The 17535-nt window shown below is 42.9% G+C and carries 14 protein-coding genes; 10 read left to right on the plus strand and 4 right to left on the minus strand.

Going from position 1 to position 17535, the window contains the following annotated elements; translation table 11 throughout:
• The 10 genes from EP737_RS09015 to EP737_RS09060 form a co-directional block, all read left to right on the plus strand.
• The coding region (locus EP737_RS09015) for an aldehyde dehydrogenase family protein (protein WP_129727646.1) at positions 1 to 949 on the plus strand (949 nt) is incomplete at its 5' end.
• A gap of 141 nt (positions 950 to 1090) precedes the next feature.
• Entirely contained in the window at positions 1091 to 2848 is a 1758-nt protein-coding gene (locus EP737_RS09020; RefSeq protein ID WP_129727647.1) for a thiamine pyrophosphate-binding protein, read from the plus strand.
• 38 nt (positions 2849 to 2886) lie between these two features.
• Complete coding sequence (locus tag EP737_RS09025) at positions 2887 to 3711, plus strand: sugar phosphate isomerase/epimerase family protein (protein ID WP_129727648.1); 825 nt, start codon at positions 2887 to 2889, stop codon at positions 3709 to 3711.
• Positions 3712 to 3952: 241 nt separating this feature from the next.
• Positions 3953 to 4390: a type II 3-dehydroquinate dehydratase gene (aroQ, locus tag EP737_RS09030; protein WP_129727649.1), complete on the plus strand. Its 438-nt coding sequence runs from the start codon at positions 3953 to 3955 to the stop codon at positions 4388 to 4390.
• Between the two features lie 278 nt (positions 4391 to 4668).
• On the plus strand, positions 4669 to 5964 hold the full coding sequence (locus EP737_RS09035) for an MFS transporter (protein ID WP_129727650.1): 1296 nt from the start codon (positions 4669 to 4671) through the stop codon (positions 5962 to 5964).
• Positions 5965 to 6030: 66 nt separating this feature from the next.
• A complete protein-coding gene (locus tag EP737_RS09040) occupies positions 6031 to 6417 on the plus strand; it encodes a PaaI family thioesterase (protein WP_129727651.1) in 387 nt (128 codons plus the stop codon).
• Positions 6418 to 6789: 372 nt separating this feature from the next.
• Positions 6790 to 6981 carry a YolD-like family protein gene (locus tag EP737_RS09045; protein ID WP_281278884.1) on the plus strand — a complete coding sequence of 64 codons (192 nt, stop codon included), beginning with the start codon at positions 6790 to 6792 and terminating at the stop codon, positions 6979 to 6981.
• A gap of 420 nt (positions 6982 to 7401) precedes the next feature.
• Positions 7402 to 8955: a spore germination protein gene (locus tag EP737_RS09050; RefSeq protein ID WP_129727653.1), complete on the plus strand. Its 1554-nt coding sequence runs from the start codon at positions 7402 to 7404 to the stop codon at positions 8953 to 8955.
• The gene (locus EP737_RS09055; protein WP_129727654.1) at positions 8955 to 10058 is read left to right on the plus strand and encodes a GerAB/ArcD/ProY family transporter; all 1104 of its coding nucleotides are present in this window, start codon (positions 8955 to 8957) and stop codon (positions 10056 to 10058) included. The genes EP737_RS09050 and EP737_RS09055 overlap by 1 nt, the downstream gene beginning before the upstream one ends.
• On the plus strand, positions 10055 to 11200 hold the full coding sequence (locus EP737_RS09060; RefSeq protein WP_129727655.1) for a Ger(x)C family spore germination protein: 1146 nt from the start codon (positions 10055 to 10057) through the stop codon (positions 11198 to 11200). Before EP737_RS09055 ends, EP737_RS09060 begins: the two co-directional genes overlap by 4 nt.
• Positions 11201 to 11494: 294 nt before the next feature.
• Here the strand turns inward: EP737_RS09060 and EP737_RS09070 are convergent, their stop codons facing one another.
• The 4 genes from EP737_RS09070 to EP737_RS09080 form a co-directional block, all read right to left on the minus strand.
• Entirely contained in the window at positions 11495 to 12418 is a 924-nt protein-coding gene (locus EP737_RS09070) for a sugar ABC transporter substrate-binding protein (protein ID WP_205650914.1), read from the minus strand.
• A gap of 137 nt (positions 12419 to 12555) precedes the next feature.
• On the minus strand, positions 12556 to 12708 hold the full coding sequence (locus tag EP737_RS25495; protein WP_165350733.1) for a hypothetical protein: 153 nt from the start codon (positions 12706 to 12708) through the stop codon (positions 12556 to 12558).
• 294 nt (positions 12709 to 13002) lie between these two features.
• A complete protein-coding gene (odhB, locus tag EP737_RS09075) occupies positions 13003 to 14253 on the minus strand; it encodes a 2-oxoglutarate dehydrogenase complex dihydrolipoyllysine-residue succinyltransferase (RefSeq protein ID WP_129727658.1) in 1251 nt (416 codons plus the stop codon).
• 77 nt (positions 14254 to 14330) lie between these two features.
• Positions 14331 to 17225 carry a 2-oxoglutarate dehydrogenase E1 component gene (locus EP737_RS09080; protein ID WP_129727659.1) on the minus strand — a complete coding sequence of 965 codons (2895 nt, stop codon included), beginning with the start codon at positions 17223 to 17225 and terminating at the stop codon, positions 14331 to 14333.
• Positions 17226 to 17535: the final 310 nt, after the last annotated feature.

Here is a 17535-nt window from a genome sequence, read left to right on the forward strand (position 1 = left end):
GGTGGGGCCAGCATTTGCAGCAGGCAATAGTGTGATTTTAAAACCGGCGCCGCAAACAGCGCTGATTGCTACTGAACTTTTAAAGTTATTACTAGAGGCTGGTTTACCTGAAAGCGCTGTCAACATGGTGCTTGGTGGAGTAGAAGTCGGACAGCAAATTATCAAGGATGACCGGATTAATGTGATTTCCTTTACTGGCGGGGTAGTGGCTGCCAGAAATATATGCGAATTAGCCAATATGAAAAAAGTCCTTCTTGAATTGGGGGGAAATGCTTCTACTATCGTCCATGAAGATGCCGATTTAAAGCGAGCTGCCACAATGTGTGCGAGAACAGGTTTCAGTAATTCAGGACAAAGCTGTATTTCCGTTCAAAGAATTTATGTGCATCACTCCGTTGTTCCAGCGTTTACAGACCTTTTAAAAGAAGAGATATTAAAGCTTAACATCGGGGATCCTTTATTACCTGATACGGATGTCGGCTGTTTAGTCGATACAAATGCAGCAAAACGGGTAATGGATTGGATTGATGAATCCGTTCAGTTAGGTGCAACCGTTGTATGTGGCGGTAAACAGCATGGCGCAACAGTAGAACCAACGCTTCTATTAAATCCTCCTAAACAGAGCAAGGTCGTTTGTCAGGAAGTGTTTGGACCGATTGTGAGTATCATTCCTTATGAAACTATTGAAGAAGCCATTACAGAGACTAATGACTCTTCCTTTGGACTTCAGGCAGGATTGTTTACAAATCAAATGGATTTGGCTTATAAAGTCGCTCATTCATTGGAAGTCGGTGGTGTCGTGATTAATGGCACGTCGAACTTCAGACTGGATCACTGGCCTTATGGCGGAGTGAAGAATAGTGGAATTGGACGTGAGGGTCCTCGTTATGCGATTGAGGATATGACAGAAACGAAAATGATCGTATTGCAGCTTCCTGTTAGTGAATAAAAACAATGAACAGTTAAAGCATTCATAATCAATTGCTTCTATTATTATAGGAACATTTACAGGAGACGAGAGAATAGCTGAAGCGGCTGTTCCAGGAAAGTATGGAGAAATTATTTTGAACTTTAAGGAGGAACAAAGCGAATGAACAATCTCATTTCCCATCAGTTAGTTAAGTATTTGGAGGACAGAGGAGTTGAACACATTTTTGGTCTTTGCGGGCATACAAACATTGCGGTTTTAACTGCCTTGGAAAACAGCTCAATCAAATTTGTCAATGTCAGACACGAACAAATCTCCGCTCATATGGCTGATGGATATGCGAGAGCGAAAAAACAAACTTCTGTTTTATTAAGTCATTTAGGGCCTGGCCTAACCAATGCTGCTACAGGGGTTGCCAATGCAGCCTTAGATTCTATTCCAATGGTCGTGATTGCTGGGGATGTTCCAAGTCACTACTACGGCAAACATCCACATCAGGAAGTCAACCTACATGCGGATGCTTCGCAGTATGAAATTTATCGTCCATTTGTTAAGCGTGCCTGGCGCGTAGATCGTCCGGATTTATTCCCGGAAATTATGGAGAAAGCCTTCCAACTGGCGGAAAGCGGAAATCCGGGACCAGTTTTAGTATCGGTACCAATGGATATCTTCTCGAAGGAAGTGGATCCGGCGTTATTTGAGAAGCTAAACCACAATACGAAAGTGCTTCATAAGCCTTCGATTGATGATGCTACAGCGAAAAAAATCATTCAGGCTCTTGTGAATGCCCAAAATCCTCTCTTCTACGTGGGTGGAGGGATTATGCTAGCAGATGCAGCGCAAGAGCTGAGAGAACTTGTTAACCATTTGAGTATTCCGGTTGCCCATTCGCTTATGGGAAAAGGCGCCGTTTCTGATGACCATCCATTCACATTAGGAATGACAGGCTTCTGGGGAACGAAGTTTATTAATAATAAATGTAAAGAAGCGGACTATATCTTTGCGTTAGGCACTCGCTTTGCCGAAGCCGACAGCAGTTCATGGGAGTCAGAATATACCTTTAACTTCCCGCCGACGAAATTAATTCAAATTGATATCGATCCAAGCGAAATCGGCCGGAACTATCCAGTCGAAATCGGGGTGGTCGCGGATTTAAAACAAGCATTAACGGTTCTGAATCGTGTGGCAAAAGAATTGGTACCAGAAGGCTTGCAAAATGAGGAGCTTAAACAAGAAATTGCTGCATATCGAGAAGAATTCAAAAACAGCAATCAAAAATTTATTACCGATAACTCTTTCCCAATGCAGCCTCAGCGCATTTTAGAAGAAGTTCGTGAAGTCCTTCCAAAAGATGCGTACATTACAACAGATGTAGGCTGGAATAAAAACGGGGTGGGACAGCAGTTCCCGATTTATGAAGCAGGCAGCATTTTAACGCCTGGCGGTTTCGCCACAATGGGATTTGGCGCTCCAGCAGCCTTAGGGGCAAAAATTGCGCGGCCGGATAAAGTGGTGGTTTCGTTGGTAGGCGATGGTGGTTTTGGACAAAATCCTGCCTTGCTTGCAACAGCGGCTGAGGAAAATATCCCGGTTGTGTGGATCATCATGAATAATTATGCGTTCGGTACGATTGCCGGCTTGCAAAAAGCCCATTACGGCACAACTCTTGGGACATTGTTTGAAAAAGACGGAAAACCTTATTCTCCTGACTATGCAGCTATTGCAAGAGCTTACGGCGTGGAAGGAATTAAAATCGAAGCGGCAGAGGAATTTAAGCCTGCTTTACAACGGGCCATTGCGTCCAATAAACCGGTCGTTATCGATGTTGCGATGCTAAACAACCCAGTACCAACTGCTGGACACTGGAACATCATGGATATTTATTCTCCAGGTAAGAAGGTTCACCACGTATCTGTTTAAAGCTAAAAAGCACTATATGATTGGAGGAATAAAAGAAGATGACTAAACAATTCTCCCTAGCCCATCTTACAGTGCTTGGTTGTACACCACCAGAGATGGCTTACCTTGCCGCAAGAGCTGGCTATGATTTCATCAGCCTCAGACCCATTTATATGGGTCTGCCCGGCGAGCCGAACTATGCGTTAGCCGAGAATAAACAGATGATGCGGGAAACAAAAGCTGCACTTGCTGAAACGGGAGTGAAGCTTCTTGACATCGAACTGGCACGTATTTGTGCGGACGTTGATCCAAAGAAATATGTACCTGCTATGGAAGCAGCGGCTGAACTCGGCGGACGCCATGTTCTTAGCAGTATCTGGACGAACGATCGCAATTTGTATATGGAGCGTTTTATTGAGCTTTGCGAGCTCGCTAAACCATTTGGACTGACAATTGAATTAGAGTATGTTCCGATTGCGAGTGTAACCAATCTTGCGGGAACTCTTGATGTTCTTCGTACCGCAAACCAGGAAAACGCTGGCCTGATGATCGATATCCATCATTTCCATCGCGCAGGAGATAAGGCTGAGGATTTGGACGCGGTGCCGCGCGAATGGTTCCGTTTCCTTCATCTTTGCGATGCGCCTGCGGAAATTCCAACCTCAAAAGAAGAGATGACCAAAATTCTTCGCGAGGCACGTTTGTATATAGGAGAAGGCGGCATTGATATTGCGAATATCGTGAATCGGATTCCTGAGATTCCTTACTCAATTGAGCTGCCCCACGACAAACGCGCTCAGGAACTAGGGTATGAGGAACATGCACGACGTTGCCTGCAGACTGCGAAGACGTATCTTGAGGCTTACTCGTTTCACATGTGTTAGTAAACGTACATGACATGGACTTCGAGAACGCAGACTCATTTCGCAAAGGCCTGATGAATCTAGATAAAGGCTACTTCTATAGATAGATAATATTAACTGAACGCTTAGGAAAATGCTACGTGGCATCAGGTGGAAGTTATGCCGAGCTATAAGATAGCGCTTACTTGTATTCGCAAGATATTTGCTTAGTGCCATAGGATGGTGGAAATCTCCATTCTATTAAAACAAAGGGGGAGATCATATGAAAAAAATTCTGATGCTGCACGGAATCAATCACAACATGTTTGGGAAGAGGGATCCTGTGCAATATGGTACAATCACTCTTGATCAGATCAACGAGCGCCTAAATGAACTGGCAAATGAGCTAGATGTTGAGATAGAAAGCTTTCAGACTAATCATGAAGGCGAGATGTGCGAAAGAATTCATCAAGCCTTTTTAGAGAATAAGGATGCCGTGATTATTAACGCCGGTGCATGGACCCATTATAGTTATGGCTTGCGTGATGCTCTTGCCATTCTTACGGTACCAATTATTGAGATTCATATGTCTAATATTCACGCAAGAGAAGAGTTTCGACATCATTCAGTTTTTGCAGATATTGCAAAGGGGCAAATCTGCGGATTCGGAGTCGAAAGCTACCTCCTTGGCCTGAGAGCTGCCGTAGCGGCAATCGAATAGCCTGCGGATAGCGACTACATGTTCAGTCTCGGGGGAGAATTTCATCAGCAGGTAAACTCAGGTGATGATCCGCCTTGGTTGTTATGGTGCTATCGCCTTCAAGGATAGCTGTCTAACGATTAAGAACAATGAGATGAGGAGCTTTCCTTATCTCATCTCAATACTTAAAAATAAAACATGAGGCAGGAGCAGCGTGTTGTTAGTAGTAATTCCGAACGGAAATGAAAGCGCATACTTACGGGTGGATGGATAAAACATTCGAGTAAATGGGGGAAAGTATGAAAAAACATCGTTGGTCAATTGTAATCTTAATTGCTTTTGGTGTGATCGTGAACTATTTCGACCGAATCAATATGTCGATCGCAATGCCGTTATTACAAAAGGAATTTGATTTGACAGCAGGTCAGATGGGGATTTTCTTATCTGCCTTTGCTTGGTCGTACGCTCTTCTTCAACTTCCTATCGGGCCTTTATTGGACAAGATCGGCGTTAAATGGATAACGCGGGTGGCTACGGTTATCTGGGCAGGAGCTTGCCTTTTAACCGCAGTGGCTAATGGATGGGGATTAATTATCTTATCCAGGGTCTTATTGGGTGTGGGAGAGGCTCCATTTTTCCCGTCTGCTGCCAAGGCAGTCAGTCAATGGGTTCCGCGAAATGAACGAGGGAGGGCCATCGCTACTTATGATTCGCAGTCTAAGCTTTCCAATGCAATTGGTGCTCCGATACTAGCCTTGGTCGTGACTGAATGGGGATGGCGCGGCGGCTTTTTGGCAACTGCTATTCTCAGCTTGGTCTATGCCGTTGTGTTTTGGATATGGTACCGTGAACCGCATGAAGATAAACGTTTGACGAAGGAAGAATATCAATATATTACCGAGGGCGGTTCACAAAGTTCAAAAGAAGCTTCAGGCAGTACAATGAAAAACATGCGTTACCTATTAACAAAACGAAAAGTGTGGGCAGTCTTTATTGGATTTGCATCCTATGGATATTCATGGTTTTTATTCCTCACCTGGCTTCCAGGTTACCTTGCAACAGAAATGGGCATGTCAATATTGAAATCTGGATGGTACTCGGCGATTCCGTGGATTGTTGGTACAATCACAGAGCTTGTCATTGGTGGCTGGCTCGTAGATCGTCTCATTAATAAGGGCTACAATCGAACGCGCGTATGCAAAACATTTTTAGTTACGGGGATGATTTTCGGCCTATCAATCATTGGTGCAGCGTTCACTCATAGTGTAAATATGGCTGTATTTTGGATTTCACTGGCTCTTGGTGGTCTTGTAGTTACGTCGGCGGTTGCCTATAGCATCCCAACCTTTATTGCGCCTAAGGGAAGTGTGGGAACATTGACAGGACTTTTAACCTTTGGAAACAATTCGATGGCAATTATAGCGCCAATTACTACAGGATTTATCGTTCAGGCCACCGGCTCTTTTATGTATGCGTTCCTATTAGCAGCAGCCTTTCTCATCGCTGGGATTTTGAGCTATACGTTCCTGCTGAAAGATCTAGAGCCGATTGAAAGTGCTGACCCAGAGTCACGTCAGAATGAGTTAATTTCATAAAGGATTCAGTCGCAATAAGCCCTTGGCTATTGTAATGAATAACAAAAGAAAGGGGGGACTTACTCTATGAAGAAAACTGAACCGGGAATGAGCCCTTTTTGGGATTATATTGGGATGGAAGAGAAAGTAATTGAAGAAGGGTATGCTGAGTTAAGGATAAATATAACACCAAACCTACACCAAAGGAGAGGCTCCGTTCATGGAGGAGTTCTTGCCTCCCTTATTGATGGTGCTGTCGGTTCTGCCGTACGTTCTACACTATCACAGGATCAGGTCTCGACCACAGTTGAGCTGAACATTAACTATCTTCGTCCCGCCAAAGGAAGCTATTTGATTGCTAAAGCTAAACTTTCTCATCGAGGAAGAACTCTGGCAGTAGGACAGGCCGAGATAGTAAATCCGGATGGGACATTAGTGGCAATGGGGACTGCTACCTATATGATTTTATCCTGATCAAGTTTACTGAAGAATGTAGTTTTGAATACCGGGCTCATTTTGGGCTAGAACCAATGAAGAACTCCCATCTTCTAATAAGCTAGGAGTTCTTCGTTCATACAAGTCACTTTTACGAACATTATGAACGGGTCGAACAATCCATAAGACTTTGCTGAGAATGTGTGTGCTTGCACTTTCATATTGCGATAATTTCATCTTGTGCAAATTTTCACAAAGTGTTCAAATGTGATTGTAAACGCCGCCTAAATTCTGAGCTATAATAAAAGTGTAGTAACCGATATCTTAAAGCTGCATAGCTTCCTGTAACTTTTTATAAGTAGTCACTCATTTGAAGAGTGTTATCGACACAGACCATTTGTTAGAAAGGAGATAAATAAAATGATTCTAAAAGCATTACTAAAAAATCACTTGCTCACTATTAATTACTATAAAAATGGGTTGTTACAAACATGTAAGGGCCGTGTTTGCAAGCTTGATCTGCATCAACAAACCCTTTCCTTAAAGGATGAACAGCAAAAGATCTTCTCCATTCGTTTATCTGGTATTAAGGAAATTTATTAATTGGTTTCTTTAGCTATTAGTAATGATACACAGACCTTGTAAGAGTATCTTGTATCTACCAACGAAGAGAGGGTTGCTCGAAGTGCAAAAACATGTTTTTGAGTTATACACCCTAAAGGAATCACCGTTTTCATTAATGCGTTGACTAGTCAATGAATTGATGAGAATGGTGATTTTTTGCATTTTAAGAAAGTATAAATTTCTAGCTAGAAGCCAATTCGACGTAGTGAGAAATTTTAGCAATAAAGTATAAGAGCAACAGTTTGTCCCTGGCTATGCAGTTGACTTGTATATCCGTATATAGGGGTAGAGGCAAGGTGTCGTTTAAATCTCTTGTATTTTGTCCATAATGGTACACGAATAATTAGCTGAAATTGAAGTGTAACGATGGATGTTATATAGAAAAAAAGAGGGATGTAAATGATGTTTAGGAGGTCTAAGGATAATAGAATAGAGCAAGATCAGCAGGATGAGAAGCAGCAAGAATTGCTTTCTTCGGACTTGGATCAAAATCTCCAGCTTCTTCGTTCTCTCTATACAGATTGCTCGGATGTCGTGTTTCGGTCTTTCTTGATTGGCGGACAAGTAAAGGCAGAACTAATTTATATTGAGGGTTTATCGAATGTGCAAGAGATGGATATAAATGTGCTTTCGCCATTGATGCACGAGGCAAAAGGAGAGCGACAGCAGCTTACCGAATGGCTGAAGGAAACAGTATCTGTTTCAAAGGTAACAGAAGTGAAAACCTTGGATGATTGTATCGGACAAATATCTAGAGGCAATCCAGTCATATTAATTGATGGAGAAGGTCAGGGGGCGGCCTTAGGACTGGCTCAATGGGAGAAGCGTTCGATTGAGGAACCCACTTCGGAATCAGTTGTAAAAGGACCGCGTGAAGGATTTATCGAAACACTAGGAGTGAATACATCACTGCTGCGAAGAAGGATCAAAAGTCCCCAATTAAAAATGAAATCCATAAAAATTGGGCGATATACCGAAACGGATATTATCATTTCCTATGTGGAAGGAATTGCAGATACAACCCTGATCGAAGAGGTGACAAATCGGCTGCAACGAATCGACATCGATGGAATAGTAGACAGCGGGTATGTGGAAGAAATGATACAGGATAATCCATTTTCCGTATTTCCCCAGATTATGAGTACCGAACGACCTGATACAGCTGTTGCCCATTTGCTAGAGGGCCGTGTTGTTATTCTTGTCGATGGCAGTCCTTTTGCATTGATTGCGCCCACGACTCTTTATGCATTGCTTCAAGCTAGTGAAGATTATTACCAACATTTTACGTTAGGTTCAGTAATCCGCTGGTTACGCTATTTACTTATGCTGCTAGCCCTTTTCCTTCCTTCAATCTATGTAGCGGTTTTAAGCTACCACCAGGAGATGGTACCTACGAAGCTGATCCTTAGTATGGTAGCTTCTCGGGAAAATGTCCCTTTTCCGGCGTTCGTAGAAGCGTTATTAATGGAGGTTACCTTTGAAGCTTTACGTGAGGCTGGAGTCAGGCTGCCGAAGCAGGTGGGGGCGGCCGTTAGTATTGTAGGGGCCTTAGTAATTGGTCAGGCAGCCATTGAGGCAGGTTTAGTTTCAGCTCCAATGGTTATGGTGGTCGCTCTTACGGGAATCGCTTCTTTTACTATTCCCCGCTACAACTTTGGAGCCTCTATAAGGTTGTTGCGCTTTCCGATGATATTTATGGCGGGTATACTGGGATTACTCGGAGTGATGCTAGGCCTTATCAACATTCTCATCCACTTATGCACCTTACGTTCCTTCGGTGTTCCATACCTTTCCCCAATGGCTCCGATGAAAGGAAGAGATATGAAGGATGTACTCATAAGAGCCCCTTGGTGGGCATTAAACACACGCCCGCATTTAACAGGGAAATACAATCAATACCGTCAAGCACCTCAGCAAAAACCAGGCCCTAAAAATGGGGGGGAAACAGACTGATGGAGAAAGGAAAAATATCTTCGTTACAAATGGGGCTGATGATTTATCCTACTATCATCGCAACTGGGATTCTTTTTTTGCCAGCTTCTATGTTTGAATATGCAGGACGCGATCTATGGATTCCCCCTATTTTAGCCTCTGCTACGGGGGCATTGACGATATTTATAGCGTACCGTTTGCACCGATTCTATCCAAAAGAGACTGTTATCCAATACAGCTGTAATATTTTAGGGACAGCTTTAGGGAAGATCCTTGGGGGAATCCTTTTGCTGTTTTACTTACACTCAAGCAGCTATGTTATCTTTCAATATGGGGAGTTTATGATGGGTAACTTTCTTCCCAAAACCCCGAAAATTGTCATTCTTGGAAGTATGATAATGACTTGTGCTTTTGCGATAAGAGGGGGGCTGGAGGTACTGGGAAGGCTGGCGGAAATGATTGTGCCCATTTTACTAGTGGCTCTTATCCTCATCGTGATCCTTCTGCTTCCAGATTTAGAAATGAAACATGTATTTCCCATCATGGGAAACGGAATTATGCCATCGATAAGGGCAACCATCTTCCTGAATATTTGGTTTGGTCAATTTTTTTACATCTCCTTTTTTCTCCCTATGGTAACGGACCGAACAAAAGGAAGGAAATGGGCGGTGATTTCGCTAGTTGCCGTAGTGCTGACGATGGTAGTGACAAACCTCACTACTCTTTTGGTGTTCGGAGAGTCCACAGGAAATTTTGAGGCTCCGTTAATGGCTGCTGTTACATATATTAGTATTGCTGATTTCCTCTCTCATCTTGAATCTCTCGTCATGGCATGTTGGATTGCGGGAGCGTTTATGAAAATTAGCGTAATTTATTATGCATTGGTATTGGGACTTTCTCAATGGCTAAACCTGTCAGACTATCGTCCAATTGTCTTTCCGGTCGGCTTTCTAATGATTCTGATGTCGATCTGGCAAGTACCCAATAAATGGGTATTAACTAGTCATAATCAGATTGCCCATTTTATAGACCCAGTTATGCAAACGGCTATCCCGTTATTTCTCCTGCTTGTTGCTTACATACGAAAAGGGAAGCAGCAAAATAAGGAGGAAGCAAAAGGATGAGAATCCTCCTGTTGATTTTCGCTTGTACAAGTATGCTGCTTCTTAGTGGTTGTTGGGATCGAACAGAACTAAATGATATCGCCCTCATCAGGGGAATTGGATTAGACAAAAAAAAAGACAATGTAATCGAAGTGACCGTTGAAATTGCTATTCCTGCAGCACAGCTTAATCAAGAAAGCAGTGGAGGAGGCGGTGGAGGCGGAGGTTCAACCATGATCAGAACTGGACAGGGAGTCACTATCGCAGAGGCTCTAGAGGATCTGAAAGAAAAAATTCCGCGAAAAGTCTTTTGGGGTCATTCAGAAGTGATTGTGATTGGTGAGAAACTGGCGAAAGAAGGGATCCGTGATCAAATCGATTTCTTTATCCGGTATTCGGAGCCTCGACTCAGAGCTTATGTGTTTGTCGCAAAGGGAAGTGCAAAGGATGTGCTAGTCTTACATCCTCCTCTTGAAAAAAGCTCATCTGAAGTGCTGCGGGAATTGGCTGCATCTAAGGTCCTGATGCACGTGACATTAATTGAGTTACTGCAAATGTTGAAAAAAGATGCAGCAGCTCTTCCAATGATTGGTCGATTACCAGCAGAAAAGGGTCAGGGTTCTTTACAAACTATTGCGTATATTAATCGTACCGCTGTTTTTAAGCAGGACAAAATGGTAGGCTCTCTTAATGATGAAGTAACGAGGGGGGTGCTTTGGATAAGAAACGAGATCGAGGACGCCAACATTACAGTGAATCCTGAAGAGGCAGATGGATATATTTCAATGCATATCATTCAGGCGTACACGAAGCTTAACCCGAAAATCAAGGATGGGAAATTGGAGATGACTGTTAAAGCGGTAATGGAGGCTGAAGTGATTTTAAACGAAAGCAGTTTGAAGCTAGAGGATCCGGAAAATGGGAAGGTGTTGGAGAGAGCGGTAGATAAAAAGATAAAAGCACGTTTAACAAAAACGATAGATCAAGTGCAAAAAGAAATGAAAACCGATATTTTTGGCTTCGCAGATGCCTTTGAGAAAAAATATCCCCACAATTGGAATGAAATGAAGGATGACTGGAAGGAGCTATTCCCTGAGGTTGAGGTGACGTTTGATATCAAGGCTCATATTCTTAGAACTGGTATGGGAAGTGCTCAACAGTGAGGTGAAGAAAATTGACATGGTTTTTTGTCATAGGTGTAACACTAGTGGTTGCTCTTATGTTTCTGTATGAATGGCCTAGAATAAACCCGAACCAGAACAAGGAGAAGTCAGTCTTTGTCATATTGGTAGCGATGGAATGGGTACTGGCCATCCTTCTGCTTTTCTTCCCGGATTTGCCACGCCCAGCACAAATGATAAAGTCTGTTTTCAACAGCCTAGTAAAATTTTTATGAAATAAACAAGGGGCTTTGGAAAAAGGGTGACCAAAAGCCCCTAAAGTCTTAAAAAAAATCACTATCTCAAATTCACTGCGTTTGCCAAAAAATCTAATTTATCTTTTGCATTATCCTGAGTTATCAGATCAATCCCGCTATCAATTCTCTTCTCGACAGAGTCCCCCTTAATTGCTTTCAGCGCTTGTTTAACACTTAAATAACCCATGTCGTAAGGATTCTGCGCTACGGTAGCATCTAAATCTCCCTTTTCAATATACTTAACCATTTCAGTAATGCCGTCAGCTCCAATAACAGGAAGTTTCGTCCCTTGTTTCTCTATGGTTTTTAAGGCATCTAGAGCTATTAAATCATTAACAGCAATTACGCCCTTGATATCAGGATAAGTCTGTAATATGTTTTCCATCACTGATTTTACGTGGCCCGTATCGTCATACCCTGACTGCTCTGTGGCAATTTCGATTCCAGCATCCTCTAAAGTCTGTTTCGCTCCTTTTATTCGATCATTGAAGACGGGCTCGTCTGAAATTCCGCCAATAAGGGCCACTTGGTCTCCAGGTTGTAACATCGAACCTAACAGTGCACCTGCTGTTTTTCCTAATTCAAGATTATCTGTTCCTATATAAGCGGTTTTGTCCGTCCACTTGAAATCCGTATCTGCAAGCAGCACTGGAATGTGTTTTTGCTTAAATTCTTCCAATACAGGAATGGTAAGAGATGGATTAGATGGAGTAACGATTAATGCATCTGGGTTTTCCTTCACAACAGCTTTTAACATATTTAATTGCTTTGTAATTGGGTATGCGGAATCTGGAGCGACTACTTTACCATCTATATCAAAATCATGAAACGCCTTTTCTGTACCTGCTTTAAAGATTCTCCAATATTCTTTATCTAAGGTTTTTAACACCACAACGACTTTAGGCCTGTCATCTTCTTTAAGAAAGCGAACGATAAAGCTGATGAAGGCCACAAGGAGAATCATACAAATCAATGAGCCGATCCATTTCGTTTTCAATTTTCCTATTTTCTCTCCTTTGGATTACACGATGGATTCATCCCTGCTGCAGCTCTACAAAAAACTATAAATAAACAGGGATGAGTTGCTTTCGGGAAAAATAATTATTTTACATCCGATTTTTCCAATTTCTTAAGTGAGAATTGAATAAGATAAATAATAGCTTGTGTACGAGTTGAAAAATCATTCTTTTCCTTAAAATCATCAATACGTCTTAATAATTCCACTGGATAACGCATATTTATGAATTGCTTCATTGTTTAATCCTCCATGTGTATGAAAGTAAGGTATGATAAACTGGCTATATATCCTAACGCTATACAAACAGGATGCGACACAATGTTTGACCATAAAGCAGATACTTTTTGTCGATATACTAAGGTGAATAACAAACAACATTAACTAATAAACCAATTAGTTGCATTCAATTTGGACGCTTCTGTTAACGAGGATGACGTGTCGAACAGGTAGTTCATGGATCATTTTTAATTAGGGCAGGTTTCCTTTTTTGGAAACCTGCCCTTTCTTTACGCTAGCACTATATAAAGTTATTATCCTTCTAATAATAAGGACTCAGGGTTTTCTAATAATTCTTTTACGGTAGCTAGGAAGCTGACTGCTTCTTTTCCGTCAACAATGCGGTGGTCATAGGAAAGAGCAATATACATCATTGGTCGATTTTCCATTCGTTCCTCATCAATTGCGATTGGTCTTGTTTGGATCTTATGCATCCCGAGAATTCCGACCTGCGGGCTGTTTAAGATCGGTGTTGACATTAAGGAGCCGAAAACGCCGCCGTTTGTGATCGTAAATGTGCCGCCTTGCAGCTCTTTTAAGGTAAGAGCATTATCACGTGCTTTTTTGCCGAGCTGGCTAATTTCACCTTCGATTTCAGCAAAGTTTTTTTGGTTTGCATCGCGTACAACTGGTACCACTAATCCTTCTGGTGCTGCCACTGCGATGCCGATATCATAAAATTTCTTTACGATAATTTCATCAGCTTGAATTTCTGCATTGAGCAGCGGGTACTTCTTAAGTGCTGCTACTACAGCTTTTGTAAAGAATGACATGAAGCCAAGGCGGACACCATGCTTTTCAAAGAATGCATCCTTACGTTTTGCACGCAGTTTCATTACTGCAGACATATCTACTTCATTAAATGTAGTTAGCATCGCTGCTGTATGCTGCACTTCCACAAGACGCTTTGCAATGGTTTGGCGGCGGCGAGACATTTTCACGCGTTCGACCGGCTTTGCAAACTCTGTTTCCATCTGTGCAACTGCAGGCTTTTGAGCAGGTTTTTCTGTTTTTGGTGCTTCTGCCACAGGAGCTGGAGAGATTGCTGCCTTCACATCAGACGTTCTAATTCTGCCCAGTGGATCAGCGCTTCGTACGTCATTTAAATCAATTCCTGTTTCACGTGCTAGCTTTCTAGCTGCCGGTGAAGCAACAGGCTGACCTGTGCTTGGAAAGCGATGTACAGCTTGATTATGAACTGGCGCAGCAGGTGCGCTTGGGGCAGGAGCTTGTTGGGCGACAGGCTCGGCAGCAGGTGCGCTGACATCTGCATTTTCTTCTAAAATAGCAATAACATCTCCAACCTCTACGATGTCACCAGGCTGTTTTAATAGCTGTGTTAATACTCCGGCATCATCTGCGTTTACTTCAATATTTACTTTATCTGTTTCAAGCTCAACGACACTTTCCCCTTTGTTTACTCTGTCTCCAACCTTGATAAGCCAGCTTGAAATAGTTCCCTCTGTAATAGATTCTGCAAGCTCTGGCACTTTAATTTCAATCATGTGTTGCACCCTCCTGTTTTTTGAGTCTTTCTATTTTAAAGAAACCTTTTAACTGAGCGTTTCGCTGATTGCCATTGTCAGCTTGTCACTAACACTTTTTCTTGCTTTTGACTATCTGCTGGATCTTCAATTCTCAATGCTTGCTGGACAATCCGTTCTTGTTCTTTTTTATGAACAGCTGGGTCACCGCCTGAAGGGCTTGAACGTTCCGGCCGTCCAATATAGTCCACCTTTAGGCTTCCGGAAGCTAGTTCAAGGAGAAGTGGAGCGATATAGTGCCATGCTCCCATATTTTTCGGCTCTTCCTGCACCCAAATCATCTCTTCTAGATTAGGATAACGTTGCATAATAGCCTCTACCTTTTGCTTCGGAAATGGATATAACTGTTCGATCCGAACGATGTGTATCTCATCCAAATTTCGATTTTCCTTACCCGATTCGATCTCCGTTGCCAAATCGATGGCCATTTTTCCTGTTGTTAATACTAAACGCTTTACTTTGTCGACCTTTCCTCCAAGCTGCGGCTGTTCCACTGCTGTTTGGAAATGTCCTTCGCTAAGCTCTGTGCCAACAGAAGCGGTCAGTGGATGACGCAACAGACTTTTTGGTGTCATGATGACTAGCGGCCGCACATACTCTGTTCCTAAAATTGATGCCTGACGACGCAAAATATGAAAATATTGGGCCGCACTCGTTAAGTTCGCGACTGTCCAGTTATTTTCAGCTGCCAGCTGTAAAAAGCGTTCTGGACGGGCGCTTGAGTGTTCTGGACCTTGTCCTTCATAACCGTGAGGCAATAGGAGAACAAGGCCTGATTTTTGACCCCATTTCGCTCTTGCCGCTGAAACAAATTGGTCAAAGAGCGCTTGGGCGGTATTGGCAAAATCACCATACTGCGCTTCCCACATCACGAGTGTTTCAGGAGCGAAGACATTATAACCGTATTCAAAGCCAACAACAGCTGCTTCTGACAGCGGACTATTATGAACCGCAAATGAAGCGCGGGCCTGCGGCAGACGGTGCAATGGTGAAAAGGTCTCATTCGTCTCGGTGTCATGCAAGACAATGTGACGTTGCGCAAATGTTCCACGTTCCGAATCTTGACCGGTTAGGCGAATTGGTGTGCCTTCTTTTAGCATTGTCGCGAATGCCAAGGCTTCCGCTACTGCCCATTCCACTTTGCCATTTTCCGCTAACGCGGTTTCACGGCGCTCAAGAATGCGCTTTAATTTTGGATAAACATTAAATCCTTCTGGCCACTTCAGCAATTCACGATTTAACTCACGAAGAGTATCGAGCGGTACGCCCGTTTCTATACTTGGAATTCCATTGGCAATAATTTCTGGTACCTTTACTTCAGCGGTTGTAGCCTGCTTTTTCTCTGCAACCTTGTCGTACGCGGCCTGCAATATTTCTTGCACGCTGCGCTGAATTTGTGCTACTTCTTCCTCGCTGAGAATGCCCTTTGTTTGTAATTGATCGGCATACAAGGCCCGGACAGTTGGATGCTTTACAATTTTCTTGTACACCTGTGGCTGCGTAACCGCTGGATCATCCATCTCATTGTGGCCAAAACGTCGATAGCCTACTAAGTCAATCAAAAAATCCTTTTTAAAACGGACACGATATTGGTACGCAAGATAGGCAGCAGCCAGGCATGCTTCTGGATCATCTGCATTCACATGCACAATCGGAATTTCAAATCCCTTTGCCAGATCACTTGCATATCTCGTAGAACGGGAATCGCGGCTATCTGTCGTAAAGCCGACCATGTTGTTCACAATGATATGGATCGTTCCTCCGGTTTGATAGCCTTTTAATTTGCTCAAATTCAAGGTTTCCGCTACAATTCCCTGGCCAGGAAAGGCAGCGTCACCATGGATTAAAATAGAGAACGCTTTCATAACATCCTGTTCAGGGCAACCGGCTTTATGTCGTTCCTCCTGGGCTGCTCTTGCAAATCCTTCGACCACCGGATCGACAAATTCAAGATGGCTCGGATTATTGGCTAAGGTAATCCGGGTGCGAATCGCAGAGGAACCGTCGATCAATCGGTCACGCCCTAAGTGATATTTCACATCTCCTGTCCAGCCCTCACTGATGTTAACAGGCTTGCCGGATGGATCTTGTTGTTTAGTGGAAGCGTGTTGAAATTCAGAGAAAATCTTACTGTATGGTTTTTCTAACACATGTGCCAGCACACTTAAGCGTCCCCGGTGGGCCATGCCAATCAACACATTGTGTACTCCAGCTTCGACTCCTTCACGAATCATTTCATCAAGCATTGGTACAAGCATGTCGACTCCTTCAATGGAAAATCGCTTCTGACCGACAAAGGTTTTATGTAAAAACTGTTCAAACCCTTCGACCTCTGTCAGCTGCTTCAGCAGGTTGCTTCGTTCTGCTTTTGATAGTGCCCGACTTAAAGAGCCATTTTCTACTATCTGATGTAACCATGTTCGTTCTTCTATATGATGGACGTGGGCGAACTCATAAGCTAAAGAGCCCATGTACATTTCTTGTAACTGGTTTAGCGCATCGAATGCAGTCTGAATGTTCTCTGGTGCGTCCTTCCATACCAATTTAGCAGGAATTGTTTGCAAATCATGCTTGCTTAAACCATATTTTTCGGGAGTTAGCAAAGAGTGCTTGATATCCTGTTTCTCGAGCGGATTCATGTGAGCTGATAAATGTCCGTATGAACGAATGTCATCAAGCAGCTTTACTGTTTTTATTATTTTTTCCGTATCTGCCGCATTGCTAAGCACAGAAGCTGAGCTTTCGATGTTTTCTTGGAATGGGCTTGCTTCAAAGGATAAAGGAGAGCCCCACTTTACAAAAAGCTCCGTTAATTCCGGATCAACGGAGTCGGTCCCATTTACGTATTGCTCGTATTGCTCGATCACATAGCCAAGATTAGGACCATGAAACTTTGCCCATGGATTGTTCTTATTTACTTTCTCAATCGCCATTTGGCCATACCTCCTCATAATATTCGGTATTCTTTTTTGCTATCGCTTTTGCAGAACTTATAAGATACCCATCACGTTTAAAAAGATTTTTGGGCTACTGGTTAGTCCAATTGATTTCATGTCGATATTATCAGAATATTAGATGAAAATCAAAGGTTTTTTTACACTTTAAGAAAAGTATCAATTTCTAGCTAGAAGACAGTCGACGTAGTGAGGAATGCTAGGAATCAAGTATAAATGCAACTAAGCCCCTGTCTTCGCCCAGGGGCAGGGCTCGTCAATCGGCAAGTTTTCTTTACACTGTAGGAAA

Source organism: Ectobacillus funiculus, from assembly GCF_004138295.1.
Taxonomy (GTDB): domain Bacteria; phylum Bacillota; class Bacilli; order Bacillales; family Bacillaceae_G; genus Ectobacillus; species Ectobacillus funiculus.